The 21838-nt window shown below is 64.9% G+C and carries 18 protein-coding genes; 4 read left to right on the top strand and 14 right to left on the bottom strand.

Translation table 11 applies throughout. The annotated features are described in order from the left end of the window. Positions 1-13: 13 nt before the first annotated feature. The 8 genes from oxc to ACIGJC_RS19905 form a co-directional block, all read right to left on the bottom strand. A complete protein-coding gene (gene oxc, locus ACIGJC_RS19940) occupies positions 14-1747 on the bottom strand; it encodes an oxalyl-CoA decarboxylase (protein ID WP_483713864.1) in 1734 nt (577 codons plus the stop codon). Between the two features lie 558 nt (positions 1748-2305). Beyond that, positions 2306-3643: an oxalate/formate MFS antiporter gene (gene oxlT, locus ACIGJC_RS19935; RefSeq protein ID WP_483713863.1), complete on the bottom strand. Its 1338-nt coding sequence runs from the start codon at positions 3641-3643 to the stop codon at positions 2306-2308. Positions 3644-3928: 285 nt separating this feature from the next. Continuing rightward, complete coding sequence (pntB, locus tag ACIGJC_RS19930) at positions 3929-5326, bottom strand: Re/Si-specific NAD(P)(+) transhydrogenase subunit beta (protein WP_483713862.1); 1398 nt, start codon at positions 5324-5326, stop codon at positions 3929-3931. Between the two features lie 10 nt (positions 5327-5336). Then, positions 5337-6893, bottom strand: a complete 1557-nt coding sequence (locus tag ACIGJC_RS19925; protein WP_483713861.1) for a Re/Si-specific NAD(P)(+) transhydrogenase subunit alpha — start codon at positions 6891-6893, stop codon at positions 5337-5339. A 35-nt stretch (positions 6894-6928) separates the two neighbouring features. Next, the gene (locus ACIGJC_RS19920; RefSeq protein WP_483713860.1) at positions 6929-7711 is read right to left on the bottom strand and encodes a fumarylacetoacetate hydrolase family protein; all 783 of its coding nucleotides are present in this window, start codon (positions 7709-7711) and stop codon (positions 6929-6931) included. An 81-nt stretch (positions 7712-7792) separates the two neighbouring features. After that, complete coding sequence (gene frc, locus ACIGJC_RS19915; protein ID WP_483713859.1) at positions 7793-9025, bottom strand: formyl-CoA transferase; 1233 nt, start codon at positions 9023-9025, stop codon at positions 7793-7795. A gap of 367 nt (positions 9026-9392) precedes the next feature. Beyond that, the gene (locus tag ACIGJC_RS19910) at positions 9393-10112 is read right to left on the bottom strand and encodes a GntR family transcriptional regulator (protein ID WP_483713858.1); all 720 of its coding nucleotides are present in this window, start codon (positions 10110-10112) and stop codon (positions 9393-9395) included. A gap of 285 nt (positions 10113-10397) precedes the next feature. Beyond that, a complete protein-coding gene (locus ACIGJC_RS19905) occupies positions 10398-11375 on the bottom strand; it encodes a 2-dehydropantoate 2-reductase (protein ID WP_483713857.1) in 978 nt (325 codons plus the stop codon). Between the two features lie 185 nt (positions 11376-11560). Here ACIGJC_RS19905 and ACIGJC_RS19900 point away from each other — a divergent pair, with 185 nt between their 5' ends. The 3 genes from ACIGJC_RS19900 (at position 11561) to ACIGJC_RS19890 (ending at position 14880) form a co-directional block, all read left to right on the top strand. Continuing rightward, positions 11561-12316 (top strand): TerC family protein, encoded by a 756-nt coding sequence (locus ACIGJC_RS19900; protein WP_483713856.1) that lies wholly within the window; start codon positions 11561-11563, stop codon positions 12314-12316. A gap of 107 nt (positions 12317-12423) precedes the next feature. Then, positions 12424-14046, top strand: a complete 1623-nt coding sequence (locus ACIGJC_RS19895) for an OpgD/OpgG family glucan biosynthesis protein (protein WP_483713855.1) — start codon at positions 12424-12426, stop codon at positions 14044-14046. Positions 14047-14184: 138 nt separating this feature from the next. Further along, positions 14185-14880: a GntR family transcriptional regulator gene (locus ACIGJC_RS19890; RefSeq protein ID WP_483713854.1), complete on the top strand. Its 696-nt coding sequence runs from the start codon at positions 14185-14187 to the stop codon at positions 14878-14880. A gap of 15 nt (positions 14881-14895) precedes the next feature. On the opposite strand, the gene yedA is transcribed toward ACIGJC_RS19890, so the two are convergent. Then, positions 14896-15774, bottom strand: coding sequence for a drug/metabolite exporter YedA (gene yedA / locus ACIGJC_RS19885; RefSeq protein WP_483713853.1), 879 nt, complete (start codon positions 15772-15774; stop codon positions 14896-14898). A 255-nt stretch (positions 15775-16029) separates the two neighbouring features. Here yedA and ACIGJC_RS19880 point away from each other — a divergent pair, with 255 nt between their 5' ends. After that, complete coding sequence (locus ACIGJC_RS19880) at positions 16030-16215, top strand: hypothetical protein (protein WP_483713851.1); 186 nt, start codon at positions 16030-16032, stop codon at positions 16213-16215. Between the two features lie 172 nt (positions 16216-16387). On the opposite strand, the gene ACIGJC_RS19875 is transcribed toward ACIGJC_RS19880, so the two are convergent. The 5 genes from ACIGJC_RS19875 to ACIGJC_RS19855 all read right to left on the bottom strand — a co-directional run bounded on the left by ACIGJC_RS19875 (position 16388) and on the right by ACIGJC_RS19855 (position 21604). Then, positions 16388-17581 carry a porin gene (locus ACIGJC_RS19875; protein WP_483713850.1) on the bottom strand — a complete coding sequence of 398 codons (1194 nt, stop codon included), beginning with the start codon at positions 17579-17581 and terminating at the stop codon, positions 16388-16390. A 191-nt stretch (positions 17582-17772) separates the two neighbouring features. Beyond that, the gene (locus tag ACIGJC_RS19870; RefSeq protein WP_483713848.1) at positions 17773-18441 is read right to left on the bottom strand and encodes an RraA family protein; all 669 of its coding nucleotides are present in this window, start codon (positions 18439-18441) and stop codon (positions 17773-17775) included. Between the two features lie 20 nt (positions 18442-18461). Next, on the bottom strand, positions 18462-19265 hold the full coding sequence (locus ACIGJC_RS19865; protein WP_483713847.1) for a carbon-nitrogen hydrolase family protein: 804 nt from the start codon (positions 19263-19265) through the stop codon (positions 18462-18464). Between the two features lie 154 nt (positions 19266-19419). Continuing rightward, complete coding sequence (locus ACIGJC_RS19860) at positions 19420-20763, bottom strand: MFS transporter (protein ID WP_483713846.1); 1344 nt, start codon at positions 20761-20763, stop codon at positions 19420-19422. Positions 20764-20842: 79 nt separating this feature from the next. After that, positions 20843-21604, bottom strand: a complete 762-nt coding sequence (locus ACIGJC_RS19855; RefSeq protein ID WP_483713845.1) for an HpcH/HpaI aldolase family protein — start codon at positions 21602-21604, stop codon at positions 20843-20845. Positions 21605-21838: the final 234 nt, after the last annotated feature.

Raw genomic sequence — 21838 nt, 5'->3', positions numbered from 1 at the left:
GGATTCGGGTGGATTACTTCTTCGCCGAGCTTTGCGGATTCAGATTGGTCAGGCGGCCGCTTTCGGTGCCTGCCGACGGGTCGATGACGGCGTTGACCAGCGTGGGCTTGCCCGAGCGCAGGGCTTCGTTCACCGCGGCTTCGAGTTCCGCCGTCGTGGTGACGTTGGCGCCGACACCGCCGAATGCTTCCATCATCTTGTCGTAGCGCGCGCCGGGGACGAACGTGGTGACGGCCGGATCCGCGCCGCCGGTCGGGTTCTTGTCGATGCCCTTGTAGATGCCGTTGTTGTTGAAGATGACGATGCAGACCGGCAGGTTGTAGCGGCAGATCGTCTCGACTTCCATGCCGGAGAAACCGAACGCGCTGTCACCGCACAGGGCCAGCACCGGCTTCCTGGTTTCGACCGCCGCTGCGACCGCGTAGCCCATGCCCACGCCCATCACGCCCCAGGTGCCGACGTCCAGGCGCTTGCGCGGCTCGTACATGTCGATCACGGCACGGGCGTAGTCCAGCGTGTTGGCGCCTTCGTTGACGAACGAGATGCTCGGATTGGCCTTGATGACGTCCTTCAGCACGCGCAGCGCGGTGTGGAAGTTCATCGGCGAGACTTCCTTGTTCAGCATCTCGCCCATCTTCGCCAGGTTCTTGTCCTTGCGCTCGTACACGGCATTCAGCCATTCCGCAGGCGGCTTGGCGAAGTCATTGCCGACCTTGCCGAGGATGGCGGAGACGCACGAACCGATGTCACCCACCACCGGCGCGGCGATGGCGACGTTGCTGTCCATCTCGGTCGGCGAGATGTCGATCTGGATGAACTGCTTCGGACCGCCCCAGGTCTTGCCCTTGCCGTGCGCCAGCAGCCAGTTCAGGCGGGCGCCCACGAGCAGCACCACGTCGGCTTCAGCCAGTACATACGAGCGTGCCGCCGAGGCCGATTGCGGGTGCGTGTCGGGCAGCAGGCCCTTGGCCATCGACATCGGCAGGTACGGAATGCCGGTCTTCTCGACCAGCGCGCGGATATCTTCGTCGGCGCGGGCATAGGCGGCGCCCTTGCCCAGCAGGATCAGCGGACGCTTTGCACCCTTCAGCAGCGCGACAGCGCGGTCAACCGAGTCCGGTGCCGGCAGTTGGCGCGGGGCCGGATCCACGACCTTGATCAGCGACTTCTTGCCCTTCTCGGCGTCGAGCGACTGGCCCAGCAGCTTGGCGGGCAGGTCGAGGTAGACACCGCCCGGACGGCCCGAGACCGCGGCACGAATGGCGCGGGCGATACCGACACCAATGTCTTCGGCGTGCAGCACGCGGAAGGCTGCCTTGGCGTGCGGACGCGCGATGGCCAGCTGGTCCATCTCTTCGTAGTCACCCTGCTGCAGATCGACGATCTCGCGCTCGCTCGAGCCGCTGATCAGAATCATCGGGAAGCAGTTGGTGGTGGCGTGCGCCAGCGCCGTCAGGCCGTTCAGGAAGCCAGGGGCCGACACGGTCAGGCAAACGCCCGGCTTTTGCGAAATAAAGCCGGCAATCGCTGCGGCGTTGCCTGCGTTCTGCTCGTGGCGGAAGCTGATGACGCGCATGCCATTGGCCTGCGCCAGACGCGCCAGATCGGTGACCGGAATGCCGGGCAGGCCGTAGATGTTTTCGATGCCGTTCAGCTTGAGCGCGTCGATGACCAGATGAAAACCATCGGTTTGTGCCTGATGTTCTTCCGTGGCGTGACGCTGCAGCTCATTTCCGACTTCTGCCATGGTTGCTTCCTTCTATACAAATTGACTGGGGTTGGAATTCTTTTATTTCAGGGTGTCTTGCGCGGTGGTGATCCCGTACCGCTTCGCTTCGCCTTCTGACATACCTGGTCTCCTCGTTGGACGCGTCTTGGTGGTGCGTGGGGCCTGTCCCCTGCCTCAACCCCGCCGGTCCGTTCAACCGTCTTGATGACATACGGTATGTGATATATCAGAGAACGGCAAGCTATTTTCCTACTCTGCGATCAACTTTCGTCGGTGCACCGCAGCAATCCTGATTCCATCTACACCTAAATCAGCAAAACTCCTGGATCCGTGCCATTCATTCGCTATTTGCACAGATGCCGGTTCTTAATCGCGTGCCGACAGAATGGCGCGTTATATCGATTAGATATATTACATACCAAATTTACAGACGCTTGAAGGCCTTCTGAAAAGCCTTGCAACGTCCTCAACGGCTCATGCCTGCCCTGCTCCAGGCGCTTGCGCCTGATGGCCTGGCGCAAGCGCCAGGCCTCCTGGAAACATCAATGCCTCGCGACAGGTACGGTCATACCCGGATCAATCACCGCCGCGCCTGGCCGATGCGCTCGCAAGGAAGGACATGTCCGACACCGGCATGCGCGCTTCCGAATGGCCCGTGATAAACCGCTTGCGCATCGGCGCCAGCAACAGCTTTGCCGACAGGCCTGCCGCGATGGTCACCACCGCTGCAACCGTGAATACGGCATCCCAGCCACCGCGCGCCGACAGGATGGAAGCCAGCGGCACAAGCATCGCCGCCGTGCCCTTCGCCGTGTACAAGGTGCCCGCATTGGCTGCAGCGAACTTGCTGCCGAACGTATCCGCGCACAGCGCCGGGAAGATCGAGAAGATCTCGCCCCAGAACAGGAACGTCAGTGCCGCGAAGAACATGAACGCATAGGGATTCTGGCCAAACTGCATGAGCCCGAGCAGCGCCAGGCCCTCGCCGATGAAGATCACGAACATCGTGTTCTCGCGGCCGAAGCGGTCCGACAGGAAGCCGCACAGCGGACGCGTGAAGCCGTTGCACAGGTTGTCGATCGACAGCGTCATCGTCAGCAGCGGCAGCGTCATGCCCAGCATCGTCACCGGCATCGAGGCAAAGCCGTAATCCTTCGCAATCGGGCCCAGTTGCGCCGTGGCCATGATGCCGCCGGCGGCCACCGCGACGAAGCAGATATAGATCAGCCAGAACACGGGCGTCTTCATCATCTGCCCCGGCGTGAATTCCACCGGGTTGGTCAGCACGGCCTTCGCCGCCACCGCACCCTTCGGCGCTTTCGGCTTCACCAGCAGCAGCGCCAGCGCGAAGATCGCCACGCCCTGCAGGATGCCGAAGAACAGGAAGGCTTTCTCGTATCCCGCGCTATGGATCATGTTGGCGATCGGAATCACCGTGATCGCCGCGCCTGCGCCAAACCCTGCGGCCGTCAGGCCCGCCGCCAGGCCGCGCTTGTCCGGGAACCACTTCAGCGCATTGCCGACGCAGGTGCCATATACGCCACCGGCGCCAATGCCAGCGATCACCGCGGCCGCGTACAACTCCGGCAGCGTCGTCGCATACGCATTCATCACCCATGCCAGGCCGGCGCAGAGCGCGCCACCGGCCACCACCGGACGCGGGCCGAACTTGTCCACCAGCCAGCCTTCCAGCGGCACCAGCCAGGTTTCGGTCACGATAAATATGGAAAACGCCACCTGGATTGCGGACGTGCCCCAGTGATGCTTGGCGTCCATCGGTGACACAAAGAGAGTCCAGCCATACTGCAGGTTTGCCACCAAACCCATGCAAACCACGCCTACGGCCAGCTGGAACCAACGGTTCTGCAGGCCACGTCCCTCACCGGACGCGACTACCGCTTCTTGATGCGCCATCTACCTGTCTCCTGGTGCTTTTTCTGCGTCCTCGTCGGGACCGCTTGGGGTCTCCTAACTTCGGAGCCCTTGTTCACAACTGGATCGGCGCCTGACATTGCGGCACGTAAATCTGGAATTGATGCTACCTGATGCTTAATTTCGTCAGGCTTAAACTTTTTTATCGTATGTATTTACGATCGTTTATATATTGCGGATTTCGCATCAATTTCATGCCAGGCCGCCACATGACTGCGCTTTGATACATAAGCGATTGTCATCAACGGCGGCCGGCGACGCGCGAAATCAGGCCGGAACCTCCTCGAGCTGGCGCAGCAGCGCGTCCACGCTGCCCTTGGCATCGCCAAACCACATCCGCGTGTTCTCTTTATAAAACAAGGGGTTGTCCACGCCCGCGTAGCCCGCGGCCATGCTGCGCTTGGAGACAACCACGGTCCGCGCCTTCCAGACTTCGAGCACCGGCATGCCGGCGATCGGGCTGGCGGGGTCTTCGAGCGCCCCCGGGTTAACGATATCGTTGGCGCCGACCACCAGGACGACATCGGCGTGCTCGAAGTCCTCGTTGATCTCCTCCATTTCGAGCACGATGTCATAGGGCACGCGCGCCTCCGCCAGCAGCACGTTCATGTGCCCCGGGAGACGGCCGGCCACGGGATGGATGCCGAAGCGCACATTGACACCCTGCGCCTTGAGCCGCCGCGCGATCTCGCTGATGGTGCCCTGCGCCTGCGCCACCGCCATACCGTAGCCGGGAACGATGATGACCTCGTTCGCGTCCTTCAGCAGTGCGCCGACTTCGTCGCTGGAGACCGGCAGCACTTCGCCCTGCTCCGTCGCCGTGCCCTTGGCCTGCGTCGCGCCGAACCCGCCCAGGATCACCGACAGGAACTTGCGGTTCATGGCCTTGCACATGATGTAGCTGAGGATTGCGCCGCTCGACCCCACCAGCGCACCGGTGATGATGAGCAAGTCATTGCCGAGCATGAAGCCGGTCGCCGCAGCGGCCCAGCCCGAATAGCTGTTCAGCATCGACACCACCACCGGCATGTCGGCCCCGCCGATCGCCGCGACCAGGTGCGCGCCCACCAGCAGCGCGATCACCGTCATCACGCCCAGCGGCACCAGCCCGTCCTGCGCAGACCCCGCGTTGATGAACTGGTAGCCCAGCACCACGCATGCGGCGAGCGCCACCGCATTGAGCATGTGGCGGCCCGGCAGCAGCGTCGGCTTGCCGCCAAGCGTGCCGCGCAGCTTGAGGAAGGCGATCACCGAGCCCGTGAAGGTCACCGCGCCGATCAGGATGCCGAGGTAGGTCTCCACTTCGTGGATCACTTTCTCGGCGCCCGTGAGCGCATGCGAATCGAGGTAGTTGGCGTAGCCCACCAGCACCGCCGCCAGCCCCACGAAGCTGTGCAGCACCGCCACCAGCTCGGGCATCTGCGTCATCTCGACGCGACGGGCCAGCACCGCGCCGGCGCCCGCCCCGAGCACCATCGCGCCGATGATGATGGGCACCCCGTCGGGGCTGCCCGCCAGCACCGTGGTCAGGATGGCGATGGCCATGCCGGCGATGCCCAGCAGGTTGCCGCGCCTGGCGGTGGTTGGATGGCTCAGCCCGCCCAGGCTGAGGATGAAGAGCGCGCTCGCGCCCAGGTAAGCAATATTGCTGATTCCCGAAGGCATGTCTGTCTCCTCAGTCGCGCTGGAACATCTTCAGCATGCGCTGCGTCACAAGGAAGCCGCCCGCGATGTTGATGGTGGCGATCAGCACCGCCGCGCCGGCGATGATGGCGGTGGCGAGCGTCGGCTTGCCGAGTTGCACCAGCGCACCGACCACGATGATCCCGCTGATCGCATTGGTCACGCTCATCAGCGGCGTATGCAGGGCCGCGGTCACGTTCCACACGACCTGGTAGCCGACGAAGATCGCCAGCACGAACACCGTGAAGTGCGCCATGAAAGCCGGCGGCGCCACCGCGCCAAGCCCGAACAGCGCAATCACGGCGATGGCCAGTGCGATCAGCGTCGTGCCGGTGCGGCTCGGCGGCTCGGCGGGTTCCGCCGGTGCGGGTACTTCCGCCGCGGGCGCCGGTGGCGGCAAGGTCTTCAGCGGGGGGGGCGGCCACGTTACGTCGCCCTGGTGCAGCACGGTGGCGCCACGGATCATCTCGTCATCCATGTCGACCACGAGCTGGCCGTCCTTGCCCGGCGTCAGTTCCGTCAGCAGGTGCCGGATATTGGTGGCGTAGAGCTGGCTCGACTGCGCCGCCATGCGGCTGGGCAGGTCGGTGTAGCCGACGATCGTTACGCCCTGGTGCGTCACCGACTCCCCGGGCACGGTCAGCACGCAATTGCCGCCCTGCTCGGCGGCCAGGTCCACCACCACGCTGCCGGGACGCATCAGCGCCACCGTGTCGGCTTCGAGCAGGCGCGGTGCGGGCTTGCCGGGGATCAGCGCGGTGGTGATGATGATGTCCACCTCGCGCGCCTGTTCGGCGAACAGCTTCATCTCGGCCTCGATGAACGCGGGGCTCATCTCCTTGGCATAGCCGCCGCCGCCGTTGCCGTCTTCCTCGATTTCCACGGTCAGGAACTCGGCGCCGAGGCTTTCGATCTGCTGGCGCACCACCGGCCGCGTGTCGAACGCGCGCACCACGGCACCCAGGCTACGCGCCGCGCCGATGGCGGCCAGGCCGGCCACGCCGGCGCCAATCACCAGCACGCGGGCGGGCGGAATCTTGCCCGCTGCCGTAATCTGCCCCGCGAAGGGGCGCCCGAATGCATGCGCGGCCTCGATCACCGCGCGATAGCCCGCCATATTGGCCATCGAGCTGAGCGCGTCCAGCTTCTGCGCGCGAGAGATGCGCGGCACGCAGTCCATCGCGAGCACCGTGGCGCCGCGTTGCGACAGCCGTTCGAGCAGCGTCATCTGCTGCGCGGGCCAGACGAAGCTGATAAGCGTGGCGTGCTTCTTGAGCAGTGCCGCTTCTTCCACGCCCAGGCCCGGATGCACCTGGGGCGGGCGCACCTTGATCATGACATCGACCGATGCCCACAGGCTGGCGGCATCCACGATGGCCGCGCCGGCGGCCCGGTAGGCATCGTCCGAAAACGACGCCTGCTGGCCGGCGCCGGATTCCACTGCCACCTCATAACCGAGCTTGGTCAGTTCCCTGACCGAATCGGGCGTCGCGGCAACGCGCCGCTCCCCGGGATGGACCTCCCGGGGGACACCAATTGTCATTGGCATGGCTTTCCCTTTGATTGTTGGGCGCTGTTGGGCAATTACCCGCGCACGTGATTCACCAGCGAGCCGATGCCTTCGATGCTCACCTCGACCACCGCGCCGTCCTTCATCGAACCCACGCCCAGCGACGTGCCGACGGCGATCACATCGCCCGGCATCAGCGTCAGGTCCTGCGAGATGCGGCTGACCTGCTCCTCGGGCGAGAAAATCATGTCCGAGAGCGGGTAGTTCTGCCGCTCCACGCCATCGAGCCGCGTCTTCACGCTGGCGGCGCGCCAGTTGAAGCCGGGCACGATGGCCGGGCCGATACAGCCGAAGGTGTCGAAGCCCTTGGCACGCGTCCACTGCGGGAAATTGGGATCGGCGGCGATCAGTTCGGCGGCGGTCACGTCATTGACCACGGTGTAGCCGAAGATGTGTGACGCCGCCTCGGCCACCGACACATTGCGCGCCTTCTTGCCGATCACGATGCCAAGCTCGCCCTCGTAGACGATCTTGCCGTCATAGCTGCGCGGGCGCTCCACGGCATCGCCGGGGCCAGCCAGCGAAGTGCCCGGCTTGATCAGGAACAGCGGGTGCGTCGGCACGGGTTTTTCCAGCTTGCGCGCCAGCGCGTGGAAGTTGTTCCACAGCGCCACGACCTTGCCCGGCTCACAGGGCGCGAACAGGTGCAGTTCGCCAAGCTTGTGGATGGCGCCGGTGGGTTGAGGGTCGGCATAACCGGGGCCATCGTATTCAATGACGCGGTCGCTATCGGCACCTTCGGTGCGGCCGTAGCCGACACTGCCGTCTGCACGGCGGAAACGAATCCAGGATTGCACAGCACGAACTCCTCCGGCGGGCACGCGTCAGGCATGCCCGCTCGGTGTGGGAAACAGAGGGAGAGAGGGACTGTCGGGCGCTCAGACGGCGCCGGCCAGCTTCATCGCAGCGATCTGGGCCGGCGTGCGGCCCAGCCACTCCAGGATTTCCTCGGTGTGCTCGCCCAGCAGCGGCGCGCGCTCCACCTTCACCGGCGAGTCGGACAGCGCGATCGGCGAGCCCAGCTGCACGTACTTGCCGCGCGTCGGGTGCTCAAGCTCCACCAGGTAGCCGCGCTCGTACATCGACCGGTCCTCGATCAGGTCCTTCATCGACAGGATCGGGCCGCACGGCACATCGACCTCGTTGAGCGCATTCATCACTTCGAACTTGGTCAGGCCGGAGGTCCACTGCTCGATGATGCCGAAGCACTGCCCCAGCTTCTTCAGGCGGACTTCCGGCGAGGCGAACTCCGGGTCGGTGATCAGGTCCTCGCGGCCGCACAGGCGCATCAGCGGCTCCCAGCCCTGCGGCTGGATGATGACGTAGACGTAGTCGTTGGGGCCACCCGGCGAGCAGCGCAGCGCGGCGCCCGGCTGGCCACCGCCCGATGCATTGCCCGCGCGCGGCACGTGATCGTCGAACTGTTCGTTGGGGTACTCGCGCAGCGGGCCGGCATCGAGCCGTTGCTGGTCGCGCAGCTTCACGCGGCACAGGTTCAGCACGGCGTCCTGCATGGCGACTTCCACGCGCTGGCCGCGCCCGGAGTGCTCGCGCTGCAGCAGCGCGGCCAGGATGCCGACCACGCAGTGCACGCCGGTGCCCGAATCGCCGATCTGGGCGCCGGTGACCGTCGGCACGCCGGCGGCGTCGCCGGTGGTAGAGGCCGAACCGCCCATGCATTGCGCCACGTTCTCATACGCCTTGCAGTCCTGGTACGGACCGGGGCCGAAGCCCTTGATCGACGCATAGATCAGGCGCGGGTTCAGGTCCTGCAGGTGGTCCCAGTCGAAGCCCGCGCGCGCCAGCACGCCGGGACCGAAATTCTCGATCAGCACGTCGCTGCGCTGGACCAGGTCTTCGAGCAACGCCTTGCCTTCAGCCGTCTTCATGTTCAGCGTCAGGCTGCGCTTGTTGCTGTTGAGCATGGTGAAGTACAGGCTGTCGGCGTTCGGCACGTCGCGAAGCTGGCTGCGCGTGATGTCACCCCGGCCCGGCATTTCCACCTTGATCACGTCGGCCCCCATCCACGCCATCAGCTGCGTGGCCGATGGGCCGGCCTGGACGTGCGTCATGTCCAGGATCCGGATGCCCTCCAGTGCTTTTCGTTCCATGGCGATGTCTCCTCTGCTTTGTTTAACTTGTGCCAGTCATTTCGACCGTCTTGATGACATACGGTATGTGATATATCAGAAGACGGCAAGTAGTTTTCCTGTCAGTTAGCGAAATTTTGTCGCTGCAGTGCATCAAAAGCCCGCTGCCGGCGGTGCCTTCGCTCCGGCGCTAGACCTTGTCAGGCCTGAGCTCGCAGGCGCTAGCAGGGATCGGGGCGCAGAAAGCGATCGATCATTGCGCAGATGTTGCGCCGAATACACTGATATATCACATACCAAAATGCGGGGCGAACGGCGAAGCCGGAATGCGAAAACGGCGGACAATGTCCGCCGTTCAGGTGCCGCTTTCCGCCCCTCTTGCGCAGGCTCAGTCCAGGAAATCGCAGTGCTTCTCGACGTAGTCGGCCAGGTCCAGCGAGTGCTGCCGCACCAGCCGCTCGGCCAGCTCGGTATCGCGCTTCTCCAGTGCCTCGATGATGCGCAGGTGATCGACGATCGAGCGCGCGGCCCGGTCGCTCTGCGAGATGGTCATTTTCCGGATGGCCCGCACATGGATAAAGATATTGCGGATCGTGTCCATGATGATCTGCGACTTCGACAGCTGCACGATCGCCTGGTGGAACACAATATTGGCGTCCGAGTACTCTTCGATATGCTCGGCCGGCGTTGAATCGCGGAAGCTGTCGAACATGCGCCGCAACTGGGCGATCTCGGCGTCGGTGGCATTCAGCGTGGCAAGACGCGCAGCCATGCTTTCCAGCGCCGCCCACATCTGGATCATCTCGACGATCTCGCGCTTGGTCTTGCGCATGATGTAGATGCCGCGCCGGGGCACGGTGCGCAGGAAGCCTTCCTGCTCGAGCAGCGTCATGGCCTCGCGAATCGGCGTGCGGCTCACGCCCATGGCCTCGCTCAGTACCCGCTCGTCCAGCCGGATCTCATCGCGCGACTGATAGATATCCGCGTCGGCAATGGCCTGGCGCAGCATGGCGTAGGCCTGGTCGCGCAGGCTGGCGCCGGCGTTGATGGGTTGCACGGACAGGGCCAGTGCGGGCGGCTGGACAATCGGTTGGCTTTGCGCAGACATGAATAAGCTCGTGTGAGACCGGTGGCGCGGCAGCCACAAGGCAGCCCGCCGCATTCCTGCACAGCTTAGCAAAATCGCCTGGAGTCATTCCCGAATCGCATCAAACCCCGATGGGGTTCGATGGCGGCGTCCGCGCGGTGCCCGGTTTGTCGTATATGGTATATCACAATTCCCATCCCGACGGCGAAGCCAAGAAAACGTGACTTTCTTCGCCGATGGCACGACGGAAAGCGCCGCCCGGACCGTGCAAGGCATGGACCGGGCGGCGTCGACGTGGTGGCCCGATCAGGCCGCCAGTCGCGCCATCTCGTCGCGCTGTTTGATCAAGCCGAGAACGGCGTCGCACATCGGCGTGGGATGTTCGACCAGCCGGCCCATCTCCTGCACCACCGTAAGCAGCGGATCGATTTCCATCGCCCGGCCCGCTTCCAGGTCCTGCAGCATCGACGTCTTGTGCGCCCCCACGGCGCCCGCGCCGTTGATGCGCCGTTCCACGTCGACGCGGAACTTCACGCCAAAGGACTCGGCAATGCTCTGGGCCTCCAGCATCATCTGGCGGGACAGCGCACGCGTGGCGGGATTCGCGGTGATCACGTCGAGCGTCGCATGGGTCAGCGCGCTGATCGGGTTGAAGCACAGGTTGCCCCACAGCTTGAGCCAGATCTCGTCGCGAATGTTGTCGCGCACCGGGGCATCCAGGTCGGCGGCCATCATCATCTGGCTGAGTCGCGTCACGCGCTCGGACTGGCTGCCGTCCGGCTCGCCCAGCGGAAATTTCTTGCCATACACGTGCTTGATCACGCCGGGCTCGATGATTTCAGCGGCGGGATAGACCACGCAGCCGATCGCGCGTTCGGGTCCGAAACCGCGCCATTGCCGGCCGCCGGGGTCCACGCTTTCCAGCGTCGAGCCGGCGAGCTTGCCGCCATGCTTGTAGAAGTACCAGTACGGAATGCCATTGACGCCGGTGACGATCGCCGTCTGCGGGCCCAGCAGCGGCTGGATCAGATCCACCACGCCGGGCACCGAATGCGCCTTGAGGGTGATGAACACATAATCCTGAGGCCCGAGTTCGCGCGGGTCGCTGGTGCAGTTCACCTTGGCCACCCGCTCCTCGCCGTCAATCAGCAGGCGCACGCCGTTGGCCTGCATGGCGGCCAGGTGCGGGCCGCGCGCAACGAAACTGACTTCCGCCCCGGCGCGCGCCAGCTGAGCGCCGACATAGCCACCGATGGCCCCTGCCCCATAGATGCACACTTTCATTGCCTGTCTCCTTGATGGCTCGATAGTATTCATTGATATATCACATACTATATTCCACAAAGGCCGACGACAACCTTAATCTTCAACTTCCGGATTTCCGCCGCCACAAGCGCTTGCTACCATGTCGGCGACACTGCGCTTGCGGGCCAGCGGCAAGGGCCCTCCTACACTCGATCGGAGCTCACATGGAATCGTCCCTCGCATTGCTGCAGGATCCCGCCGCCTGGGCTGCGCTGGCCACGCTGGTTGCGATGGAGATCGTGCTGGGCATCGACAACCTGATCTTCATCTCCATCCTCACCAACAAGCTGCCGGAAGCCATGCGGGAGAAGGCGCGGCGCGTTGGCATTGGCCTGGCGCTGATCCTGCGCCTGGCACTGCTGGCGACGATTGCCGTGATCGTTACGCTGACCGAGCCGATCTTCACCGTGCTGGGGCGCGGCATTTCCTGGCGCGGCCTGATCCTGATCGCCGGCGGCGCGTTTCTCGTCTGGAAGGCCACGCGTGAAATCCACCATCACGTCGCGGGCGAGCCCGAGGGCGGCGACGACACCGGCAAGGCCAGCGCGACCCAGAGCTTCGCCAGCGCCATCGGGCAGATCCTGGTGCTGGACCTGGTGTTCTCGATCGACAGCATCATCACCGCCGTCGGCATGACCGAACACGTCGAGATCATGTTCATCGCGGTAATCGCCGCCGTCACGGCGATGTTATTCGCCGCCACGCCGCTGGCGAACTTCATCAACCGCAACCCGACCATCGTGATGCTGGCGCTGGCGTTCCTGATAATGATCGGCATGACGCTGATCGCCGAAGGCCTCGGCACCCATGTGCCCAAGGGTTATATCTATACAGCGATGGCGTTCTCGGCCGCTGTGGAGGGGCTGAACATGATCTCGCGGAAGCGGCGGGCGCAACGCAGGGTCCGCGCCGGCGAGTGACTGGGTCGCCCTCTCGCTGTAACAGTCGGTGTCCGAACTTTCGCCGGACCGGGGCGTCTCTTACAGTTCTGCACTGACGCAAGATGAAAAAAGGACGCTGACGCCACATGATGAATCGCCGCACCCTGCTGGTTTCCGCCACCGCCTCCGCTGCCCTGGCCGCACTGGGCATCACTCCGTCGGCGTTGGCCGCCAGCGGGATCAAGCTGGGCGACCCGCGCCCGTTCAGCTTCGACGCCCTCATCGACCAGGCCCGCGCGCTGGCCGGCAAGCCCTACGCGGCGCCGCCCGCCCCGCCGCCCGAGGTGCTCGACCGGATCGACTACGACGCCCACGGCAAGATCCGCTTCCGTCCGGAGAATGCGCTGTTCGCCGACGGCCCCGGCCAGTTCCCGGTGACGTTCTTCCACCTGGGCACCTACTTCCGCACGCCGGTCCGCATGCATGTGATCGACCGCGGCCGCGAGGGCAAGGGCAATGCGCGCGAGATCGTCTACGAAGAAAGCTACTTCGACATGCCCGCCGACAGCCCCGCGCACAAGCTGCCGCGCGGCAGCGGCTTTGCTGGCTTCCGCTTCCAGGAAAGCCGCCTGGGCGACCAGAAAGCGAGGGACTGGAAAAAGAACGACTGGGTCGCCTTCCTGGGCGCGTCGTATTTCCGGGCGATCGGCGAGCTGTACCAGTACGGCCTGTCCGCGCGCGGCATCGCCATCGACGTGGCCGAGGCGGGCAAGGCCGAGGAATTCCCGAACTTCACCCATTTCTATTTCGAGACGCCCGAAGGCAAGGGCGACACCGTGACGGTCTACGCCTTGCTCGACGGACCGAGCATCGCCGGCGCCTACCGCTTCGTCATGCAGCGCGGCAAGGCCGTGGTGATGGACGTGGAATGCGCGCTGTTCCTGCGCAAGGACGTGGCGCGTCTCGGCCTGGCACCGCTCACCTCGATGTACTGGTTCTCCGAGACCATGAAAGGCACCGCGGTCGACTGGCGCCCCGAAGTCCATGATTCGGACGGCCTGGCGCTCTGGAACGGCGCCGGCGAGCACATCTGGCGCCCGCTCAACAACCCGCCGCAGACCATGGCTTCGGCGTTCGCCGACGACAACCCGCGCGGCTTCGGCCTGCTGCAGCGCGACCGCCAGTTCGATCACTACCAGGACGGCGTCAACTACGAACGCCGGCCCAGCCTGTGGGTCGAGCCGCGCGACGGCTGGGGCGCCGGGGCGGTGCAGCTGGTCGAACTGCGCACCGACGACGAGATCCACGACAACATCGTGGCCATGTGGGTGCCCAAGGCTGCGGCGCGCGCCGGCAATACCTACCGCCTGCGCTACCGCCTGCACTGGCTCGCCGACGAACCCTTCCCGAGCCCGCTCGCGCGCTGCGTGGCCACGCGCATGGGCAACGGCGGCCAGCCCGGGCAGCCGCGCCCGCAGGGCGTGCGCAAGTTCATGGTGGAGTTCAGGGGCGCCCCGCTGGAAAAGCTGCCGTTCGGCGTCAAGCCGGAAGCGGTACTGAGCGCATCGCGCGGCAAGTTCTCCTATGTCTTCACGGAAGCGGTGCCGAATGGCGTGGCGGGCCACTGGCGTGCGCAGTTCGACCTGGCGGCCGACGGCAAGGAGCCGGTCGACCTGCGGCTGTTCCTGCGGCTCGGCGGCAAGCCCCTGTCCGAAACCTGGCTATATCAGTACCACCCGTTCCAGTCGCCGACGGGTTACGGTGCCTGACTCGCCTTCGCGACGGCGGTCGCGCGGAAGGCGGCAAGCAAGGCCCCGCCCGCGGTGCACACTATTGCGTCGCAGTGATGTCAGCGGCTTGCGAGCGGGTATGATGACCGCTTACACGGGTCCATCAGCCAGCTTCACATGATCTCCACCGAATTTTCCGGCGGCGCCGATGCCGGCCAGGCTTCGTCGCTGCCGCGTTCCGAGCGCGCCTACCAGCAATTGCGTGCGGCCATCCAGGCCGGACAGCTGTCCCCGGGTACGCGCCTGCGCGAGGTGGAACTGGCCGAATCGCTGGGCCTCTCGCGCACGCCGGTACGCGAAGCGCTGTCGCGGCTGGAATCCGAAGGCCTGGTCGTCAACGAGCCCAATCGCGGCATGATGGTCACGCAGCTCGACGCCAGCATGGTCAGCGAGCTCTATGTCATGCGCGAAGTGCTGGAAGGCACCGCCGCCGCGCTGGCCGCCCGCCACGCCACGGACGTCGAGATCTCGCTGCTGCGCGATATTGTCGAGCGCGACCTGTCGATGGCCGACGACCCCGACCGCCTGGCCGGCAACAACCGGCTGTTCCACGAAACCCTGCATCGCTGCGCGCACAACCGCTACCTGCTCAAGACGCTGCGCTCGCTGCACGAATCGATGGCGCTGCTTGGCCGCACCACGCTCGCGGTGCCGGGACGGGCCCGCGTTTCCTACGAAGAACACCTGGCGCTGGTCGAAGCCTTGGAAAAGCGCGACCCCGCGCTCGCCGAGCAGATCACGCGCCGCCATATCCAGCAGGCGTACAAGGTACGCCTGTCACTCTGGATCGAAGAGCAATCGTCCTCGCTCTGACCGGATCGGCGCGGCTCAGGCCGCCGCTTCGGCACGGGCGGCGCGCAGGCTGCCGACACCCAGCACAGCCAGCGCAGACAGGATCAGCGCGATTGCACCGAACGTCTGCGGGGCAATCTGTTCCCCGCCCAGCCAGGCACCGACGGCCAGTGCCACGGGCGGATTGACGTAGACATAGCTGGTCGCCAGCGTCTGGCTCACGTTCGTGACCAGGTACATGTAGGCGGAAAACGCCACCAGCGAGCCCATCACCACCAGATAGCCCCAGGCCCACCACGCCTGCGCGCTGACCGACGCCGGCCAGGGCTCCTGCCTCAGCACCGACAGGGTCATCAGGATTACCCCGCCGATCAGCATCTCCGCGGCGAAGGCGGCCGCCCCTTCCGGCAGTTCCAGCCGGCGCGCTACCTGCGAGCCGAACGACCAGCTGGCCACGGCCAGCAGCAGCGCCACCACGCCCGTGGCACTGACGCGGAATTCCGCGCCCCCGGTCAGGACGAGGATGCCAGCGCTGCCGATGACAATCGCCAGCCCCTCATACCAGCGCGGCCGCGTGCCGAAGCACGCGCTCCAGAACAGTCCGAAGATGGGCATCGACCCGATCATGACGGTGGTGGCCCCGGATGAAATCGTCTGTTCGGCAACGGCGGTCAGGCCCATGCCGCCCACCAGCAGGAAGATCGCCGGCAGCGCACAGTTACGAAGTTGGCGCCAGGCGGGCATCGGCGTACGCCGCCATGCCAGCCATGCGGTCAGCAAAAGGCCCGCGCACAGGAAGCGCGAGGCGGTCATCAGAAACGGCGGAAAGCTCTCCAGCGTGAAGCGGATCGCAAGATAGGTCGTGCCCCAGACCACGTAGGTGATCAGCAGGCAGCACAGGACGAGCGGGGGCATGGTGTCCGGAAGAACCGCGAAGAAGGCTTGAAAGATAGCCTGACGCCACGCTGGCGCCAAACGAAAAGGTCTGGCAAGGGTTGTGAGTCTGTCTCACAAAACAGCCGTTAAGCCAAAGCGCCACATGCCGGAGAGCTTTCACATCACACGTTGCTTTTCTCGCATACGTATTTTTACGTAATGCTGCAACGCGACAATTCCTTTGCTACAATCAGGGAAAACCCCATGAGGGTAATCCCTGTAAGGAAGGACGCCATGAACACCCAATCCGATATCAAGCTGACCGATCAACTGGAACGCGACCTGATCGAGCGCGAACTGGGCTCCCGTGGCCTGGGCATTTCGAACGACGTGAAGCGCGCCATTGCCTTTGTGCAAACCGTGCTGACCCGTCTGCAGACGCAAGCCCGCAAGGCCAAGGTAAGCTACGCCAACGGTTGAGCCAAGCGCTCCCGGAAGTACCGGTCTCGTCAGCGAGGCCAAATGAAGCCGGCAAGTGCGGCCCGCAGGGGTAGCAACGCCGGCTTTTTCATTCATTGGGACCCTCCCTATGGTGATGCGCGGCTTGCCCTCGATGCCAGGCGGTCCCGCCGGCATCGAGGGTGGCCAATCCTCAGAAAATCTGACGAATGCCAACCGCCACGCCCACCATGCTGCGCTGCCCCGGGGTGGGGAAGTAGCCGGTGGCAAAGCCGGTATTCGACGTATCGAAATTCAGCCCCGCGTTGCGCGCGTACGCGGTCGTCAGGTAGACGTCGGTCCGCTTCGAGAACGCGTAGTCGGCAACGAACGCCACTTCCCACGGGCTGGCCGGGGTAGTGGCCGCGGCCGTCTGCACCAGCCGCACCGATTTCAGGTTCCAGTAGTAATAGCCCAGCTGGAGGCCGAGTGCCGATGTCAGCTGATAGTTCGCGCCCGCCCACCAGAAATCGTCGCGCGACAGCGTCGAACCGTCGGCGAACTGCGTGGAGCCCCAGCGATAGCCGCCCATCACGCTGGCGTTCCCGACGTTGTAGCGCAGTGCGCCAGCGAGCTTGCGCTGCTTGCCCGCGCTGCCTGCGGCAATGGCCGGATGCCATTCGTCATAGGCCAGTGCGGCGCCAAACCCATTCGAGAAATAGGAAACCCCGGCACCAAAGCCGGTGTTGTCGCGGCCGTGGCCGGGCACTTCGCCGGCACCGGCGCCGGCCAGCGGCGTCATGCCGGTCAGCCCGACACCCGTGCCAAAGGAATAGTGGGCCATGGCGGTCAGGCCGCCGAAGGTGCCGGAATACTTGACCGTGTTGTCCGAGCGGTTGTCCAGGCCCGTCAGGGCCCCCACTGGCTCGTAAAGGCTTGCATAACGCAGCGGCGCGAAGTTGGCCATGGTTTCGAACAGCGGCGTGTACTGCCGGCCGAGCATGACCTGGCCGGCGTCGGATTGCAGGCCGACGTAGGCCTGTCGTCCGAACAGGCGTCCGCCGTTGCCCGACATGCCGGTATCCACCCCGAAACCACTCTCCAGCACGAAGATGGCCCGCTTGCCGCCGCCCAGGTCTTCGGTCCCGCGCAGGCCCCAGCGCGGGCCGGCGAGTCCGCCGATTGATCCCATGGCAAGCCGGCTCCCGCCTTGCTGGTAGGTGACCTGGCCGTTGTTGAGCGTCGGCGCGCTGCTGCCCATCTTGCTCACATATTCGATCGGGGCATCCAGTACGCCGTACAGGATGACGTTGCTTTGCGCGAGCGCCGGCGTGCTGAACGACGCCGATCCGGCAAGGGCTGCGCCGCAGGCCACGGTGATGCAGGTCCTTTTCAGGCTTGAACTCATGATTTCGGATTTCCTCTTTGTGGTTTTATTCGGCCCGCCGCATCCGGCGTCTGGCCCGCATGCAGGTCACGGGCAACAGACGCGCGTGTCCGCGCCCGGGACGCGTGCCGCGCGGGCGTTGGGGTGATGCCCGGTTTCGTCGTGAATCGTGGAAGGCGCGAAACGGGCAAGCCGCCGCGCCCTCCCCCGTGCTAGCCGGCCACGAGCTTGGCGCGCACCAGCGCGCTCGCGCCGGTCAGCTCGCCAAGCGGCCGCTCCGCCGTGATCAGGGGCAGCCCCTGCTGCTCCATGCGCTGGAGCTTCATCGCCTGCTCGCATTGGGCCAGTGCCTGCGCGCGCGGCATGAACACAATGCCGCCCTCGTCGGCGATCACCAGGTCCCCCGGCGACACGACCGCGCCGCCACAGCTCACGGGCACGTTCATGGCGCCGCCGATGCCCTGAAGGCGCGTCGTGATGCTGCTGAAGCCGCGTGCCCAGACCGGCAGCGACAGGTCGCGGATTTCCGCGGGGTCCGCGCAGGGACCGTCAACGATCACGGCAGCGACACCGGCCTTGGCGATGGCATAGGCAACGCCTCCGCCCAGGCAGGCGTGCCGGTTGTCACCGAGCCGGTCGATGACCAGGACGTCACCCGGCCGCAACATGCCCACGGCGTGATGCAGCAGCGTGGAATCCGCCGCGGGCAAGGCCAGGGTCACGGCAGGGCCGGCAATGCGCATGCGTCCAAAGAGCGGTCGGATTCCCGCGTCGGGAAAGCCCAGCAGCCGGAAGTGGCCGATGGTGGCGGGCTCGGCTTCCATCGCGGCGCGATGGATCTCCGGAGGCAGCGCCTCCGGCATGGGTCGAATGTCGAACATGGGTAGGCTCCGCTCGGCGCTCAGAGAACGCGGTGCTGGCGCAGCGGCATGCGCGCGCGGATCTGCGTGAGATAGTCGCGGTCGAAGCCTGCCGAGGCATGGCCTTCGGTGTTCGACACCTGGGCCACGATCTGCCCCCACGGGTCGATGATCATCGAATGACCGAAGTTCTTGTACTTGCCCTCGCCGAACGTGCCCACCTGGCCCGGCGCGACAAAGTAGGTCTGCGTTTCGATGGCGCGCGCGCGCAGCAGCACTTCCCAGTGGGCCGCGCCGGTTTCGAAGGTGAAGGCCGACGGCGCTACGATGATGTCGGCGTCGCGTTCCACCAGCGCCCGATAAAGCTCGGGGAAGCGCATGTCATAGCAGATCGAGAAGCCGATCTTGACGCCTTCCACGTCCACGCAGACGATCTCGTCGCCACGTCCGACCAGCTTCGATTCCTTGAGTTCGGTGCCATCCGCGAACACCACATCGAAGCGATGGATCTTGCGGTACTTCGCCAGCAGGCTGCCGTCGCGGCCGAACATGAGCGAGCAGTTGAAGACGTCGTCGCCGGCACGTTCCATCATGCTGCCAATATGGAGAATGATGTTGTGCTGGCGGGCCGCTTCGCTGAAGGCGCGGTAAGCCTCGCCGTCAGGAAACGCTTCGGCGGAGTCGCGCATCTCCTTGGGCGACGCGCTGATGCAGGCCACCATTTCCGGCAGCACCACGAAGTCGGGGGAATCGGCTTGCATGGCTCGCTCGATCAGGCCGAGCGCCTTTTCGATGTTCTTCGGCTTGCTATTGCCGGCGTTCAACTGGATGACTGAGATCTTCATGACTGGGTTTCGGTTGGGTGTAGCGAAATCAGGAAAAAAAGGGAGCCACCGCCAGGCGAGAGCGCCTGACGACTTTGGCTCGGGTAAATCCGGGATGGCGGCGCGCAAGCGCGCCGCGGGATCAGGAAGGGGCCGGGACCATGGCGTCCGTTTGTCAGGACATCGCAGTGGCCGTACGGCCTCGCGCTGCCAGCGTGTAGCTGGCCAGGACAACGACCGAGACCAGCAGTGCGGTGGCGCCCACGGCGGCGACGGCAGTGCGCAATGCCTCGGTGCCTTGCGGAACGAGCTTGGTCATCTCGCCCACCAGCAGCGGTCCGACGGCCAGCCCGCAGAGATTGACCGCGAGGACATAGACCGCCGAGACGCGGCTGCGGATGGACGCCGGGCTGCGCAGTTGAATCAAGGCGGGAGCGACACCGATCGAGCACGTGCAGAGGGCATGCAGGATCGCGGCCAGGCCCAGCAGCAGCACCGGCGTGTGGGCGAGCATGAGCACGGCGGCAAACGGCAGGCCGATCACCGCCGCGGTCAGGGGCACGCGTAGCACACCGACTTCCGGCTGGCGGCTCTGGATGCGGTCAGCCGCCCAGCCGCCGACCAGCATGCCGACGGAACTGGCAACAAGCACGATGAGGCCATAAGGCTTGCCGATCTGGCCGGGCGTCCAGGCAAACTCGCGCGCGAAAATGGACGGCAGCCAGGACAGCAGTGCGTAGTTCATCGTCAGCAGACCGGACATGCCGATGAACAGCGCCGCAATAAAGGTCCGGTCGGACCACATGTAGCGGGCCGTACCCACGTGCGGTGCGACGGCGCCCGCATGGCCGCGTTTCGTGGCCACCGGCGTCTTGTTCTCGGTGCGCGACAGCACCCACCAGAGAATCGGCGTGAGCACCAGGCCCGGCAGCGCCACGGCCACGAACGTCTGCTGCCACGGTTGCAGCGTGCCGAACCACGGTGTGACCACCGGGCCAATGCCCTTCAGATAGTCATACATCGCACCCACGATGTAGAAGGCCGTGCCCGCGCCAATGACCGCCCCTACCTGGAACAGGCTCAGGGCGCGATTGATCATCGTGCGCGGGAACTGATCGTGGATGATGGCGTAGGCCGACGGCGCAAGCGCAGCCTCGCCCGCACCGACCAGCATGCGCGAGGCCAGCAGCCCGACGAAGGTCGTGGTCAGTCCGCATGCCGCGGTCGCCGCGCTCCAGACCAGCAGCCCGACCACGATGGTGCCCTTGCGCGACCACTTGTCCGCGAGCCAGCCGCACGGCAGGCCCAGCACCGCATAGAACAGGCCGAAGGCCAGGCCCTGCAGCAATCCGATCTGCGAATCGGTGATGTCGTACGCCTTCTTGATCGGCTCGATCAGCAGCGACAGCGCAAACCGGTCGATCACGGAGACAACCATCGCCAGCGCGAGGACCATCGTGAGGATCCACGCCCAGCGTTGGACGGTCTTGACCACCGGCTGATTGATTGGTGAATTCATGTTTGCGTATCCTGTTTCAGGAATCCCGGAATCCGGGGATTCCCAGGGGAAGTCGATAAGTGCGTAAGCGCGACGCGGCTTACTGCCCGGAATGGTTTTGCAGCGTCTCGTTAGCCGTCGCCCAGATGGCGCTCAGCCCGCGATACAGCGCAACCTGCTCCATCGCGATGAACACCCGTTCCGCGCCGTGCTCGATCGCAAAAGCCTGCTCTTCCGGGCTCCATGCCGGGAACAACCAGGATTTGCCTGCGGCCTTGGCCGCTCTGACAATCGTCTCGATATCGGCCCAGTCGCCTGCTTGCCGCTTGTAGATGCCGCGGCCGCGCCGGATAGAGAGGTCGGTCGGTCCGATGAAGACCCCGTCCACGCAAGGCAGGTCGAGGATCGCGTCGACTTCCGCCAGCGCGTGCTCGTCCTCGATCATCGGATAGCACTTCGTGTTGCGGTCCTGCTCTGCGATCCAGGCATCTGCCGGGTAGGCGAAATGGGTCGTCCTGCCGCCAGCGAGGCTGCGATCGCCCAGCGGCGGCAGTTTTGCGTAGCCGCACACACGGCGCGCCTCTTCGACGCCCGAGATGTGGGGAATCACGACGGCATCCGCGCCAAAGTCCAGCGCCTGCTGGACAGCTTCACGGGTCGGGCCGAGCACCTTGGCGAAGACTTCATAGCCAAGCGCTTTCAGGAACGGCACGAAGCGGTCGAGGGCATCCAGATCGAAGGTGCCGTGTTCGATATCGAGGATCGCCACGCGATAGCCGATAGTCTTGCCGATCTCGGCGGTCGCTATGTTCGGTCCGGAAAACCAGAGGCCAAGATGGTTGGGGGAAAGCTTCGTCTTCATATCTGGTGCGGGAAAAAATCGCTTCGCGTGAACGGGCCTGCCTATCGATATCGCGTGTGACACCGACCGCAGATCTTATTGCATACGTCGTGTATACATGACGTATGCAAAGATAGAGGTCGCAATCCGCTCCAGCAATCGGCGTTTACCCGACGAATCTGCGTGTGGAGTTGCCGGATCCATGGGCCTTTTCGCGTTTTGCGCTATGATTCGACGTGAATTTCCCGCAGCACA

It is taken from the genome of Cupriavidus sp. C3SS-1, from assembly GCF_057073755.1.
This window is presented reverse-complemented; position numbering and strand designations above follow the sequence as displayed.

Excerpts from the sequence above, each read along its gene's own strand:
- oxc (WP_483713864.1), bottom strand. The coding sequence starts at position 1,747 with ATGGCAGAAGTCGGAAATGAGCTGCAGCGTCACGCCACGGAAGAACAT.
- oxlT (WP_483713863.1), bottom strand. The coding sequence starts at position 3,643 with ATGGCGCATCAAGAAGCGGTAGTCGCGTCCGGTGAGGGACGTGGCCTG.
- pntB (WP_483713862.1), bottom strand. The coding sequence starts at position 5,326 with ATGCCTTCGGGAATCAGCAATATTGCTTACCTGGGCGCGAGCGCGCTC.
- ACIGJC_RS19925 (WP_483713861.1), bottom strand. The coding sequence starts at position 6,893 with ATGCCAATGACAATTGGTGTCCCCCGGGAGGTCCATCCCGGGGAGCGG.
- frc (WP_483713859.1), bottom strand. The coding sequence starts at position 9,025 with ATGGAACGAAAAGCACTGGAGGGCATCCGGATCCTGGACATGACGCAC.
- ACIGJC_RS19910 (WP_483713858.1), bottom strand. The coding sequence starts at position 10,112 with ATGTCTGCGCAAAGCCAACCGATTGTCCAGCCGCCCGCACTGGCCCTG.
- ACIGJC_RS19905 (WP_483713857.1), bottom strand. The coding sequence starts at position 11,375 with ATGAAAGTGTGCATCTATGGGGCAGGGGCCATCGGTGGCTATGTCGGC.
- ACIGJC_RS19900 (WP_483713856.1), top strand. The coding sequence starts at position 11,561 with ATGGAATCGTCCCTCGCATTGCTGCAGGATCCCGCCGCCTGGGCTGCG.
- ACIGJC_RS19895 (WP_483713855.1), top strand. The coding sequence starts at position 12,424 with ATGATGAATCGCCGCACCCTGCTGGTTTCCGCCACCGCCTCCGCTGCC.
- ACIGJC_RS19890 (WP_483713854.1), top strand. The coding sequence starts at position 14,185 with ATGATCTCCACCGAATTTTCCGGCGGCGCCGATGCCGGCCAGGCTTCG.
- yedA (WP_483713853.1), bottom strand. The coding sequence starts at position 15,774 with ATGCCCCCGCTCGTCCTGTGCTGCCTGCTGATCACCTACGTGGTCTGG.
- ACIGJC_RS19880 (WP_483713851.1), top strand. The coding sequence starts at position 16,030 with ATGAACACCCAATCCGATATCAAGCTGACCGATCAACTGGAACGCGAC.
- ACIGJC_RS19875 (WP_483713850.1), bottom strand. The coding sequence starts at position 17,581 with ATGAGTTCAAGCCTGAAAAGGACCTGCATCACCGTGGCCTGCGGCGCA.
- ACIGJC_RS19870 (WP_483713848.1), bottom strand. The coding sequence starts at position 18,441 with ATGTTCGACATTCGACCCATGCCGGAGGCGCTGCCTCCGGAGATCCAT.
- ACIGJC_RS19865 (WP_483713847.1), bottom strand. The coding sequence starts at position 19,265 with ATGAAGATCTCAGTCATCCAGTTGAACGCCGGCAATAGCAAGCCGAAG.
- ACIGJC_RS19860 (WP_483713846.1), bottom strand. The coding sequence starts at position 20,763 with ATGAATTCACCAATCAATCAGCCGGTGGTCAAGACCGTCCAACGCTGG.
- ACIGJC_RS19855 (WP_483713845.1), bottom strand. The coding sequence starts at position 21,604 with ATGAAGACGAAGCTTTCCCCCAACCATCTTGGCCTCTGGTTTTCCGGA.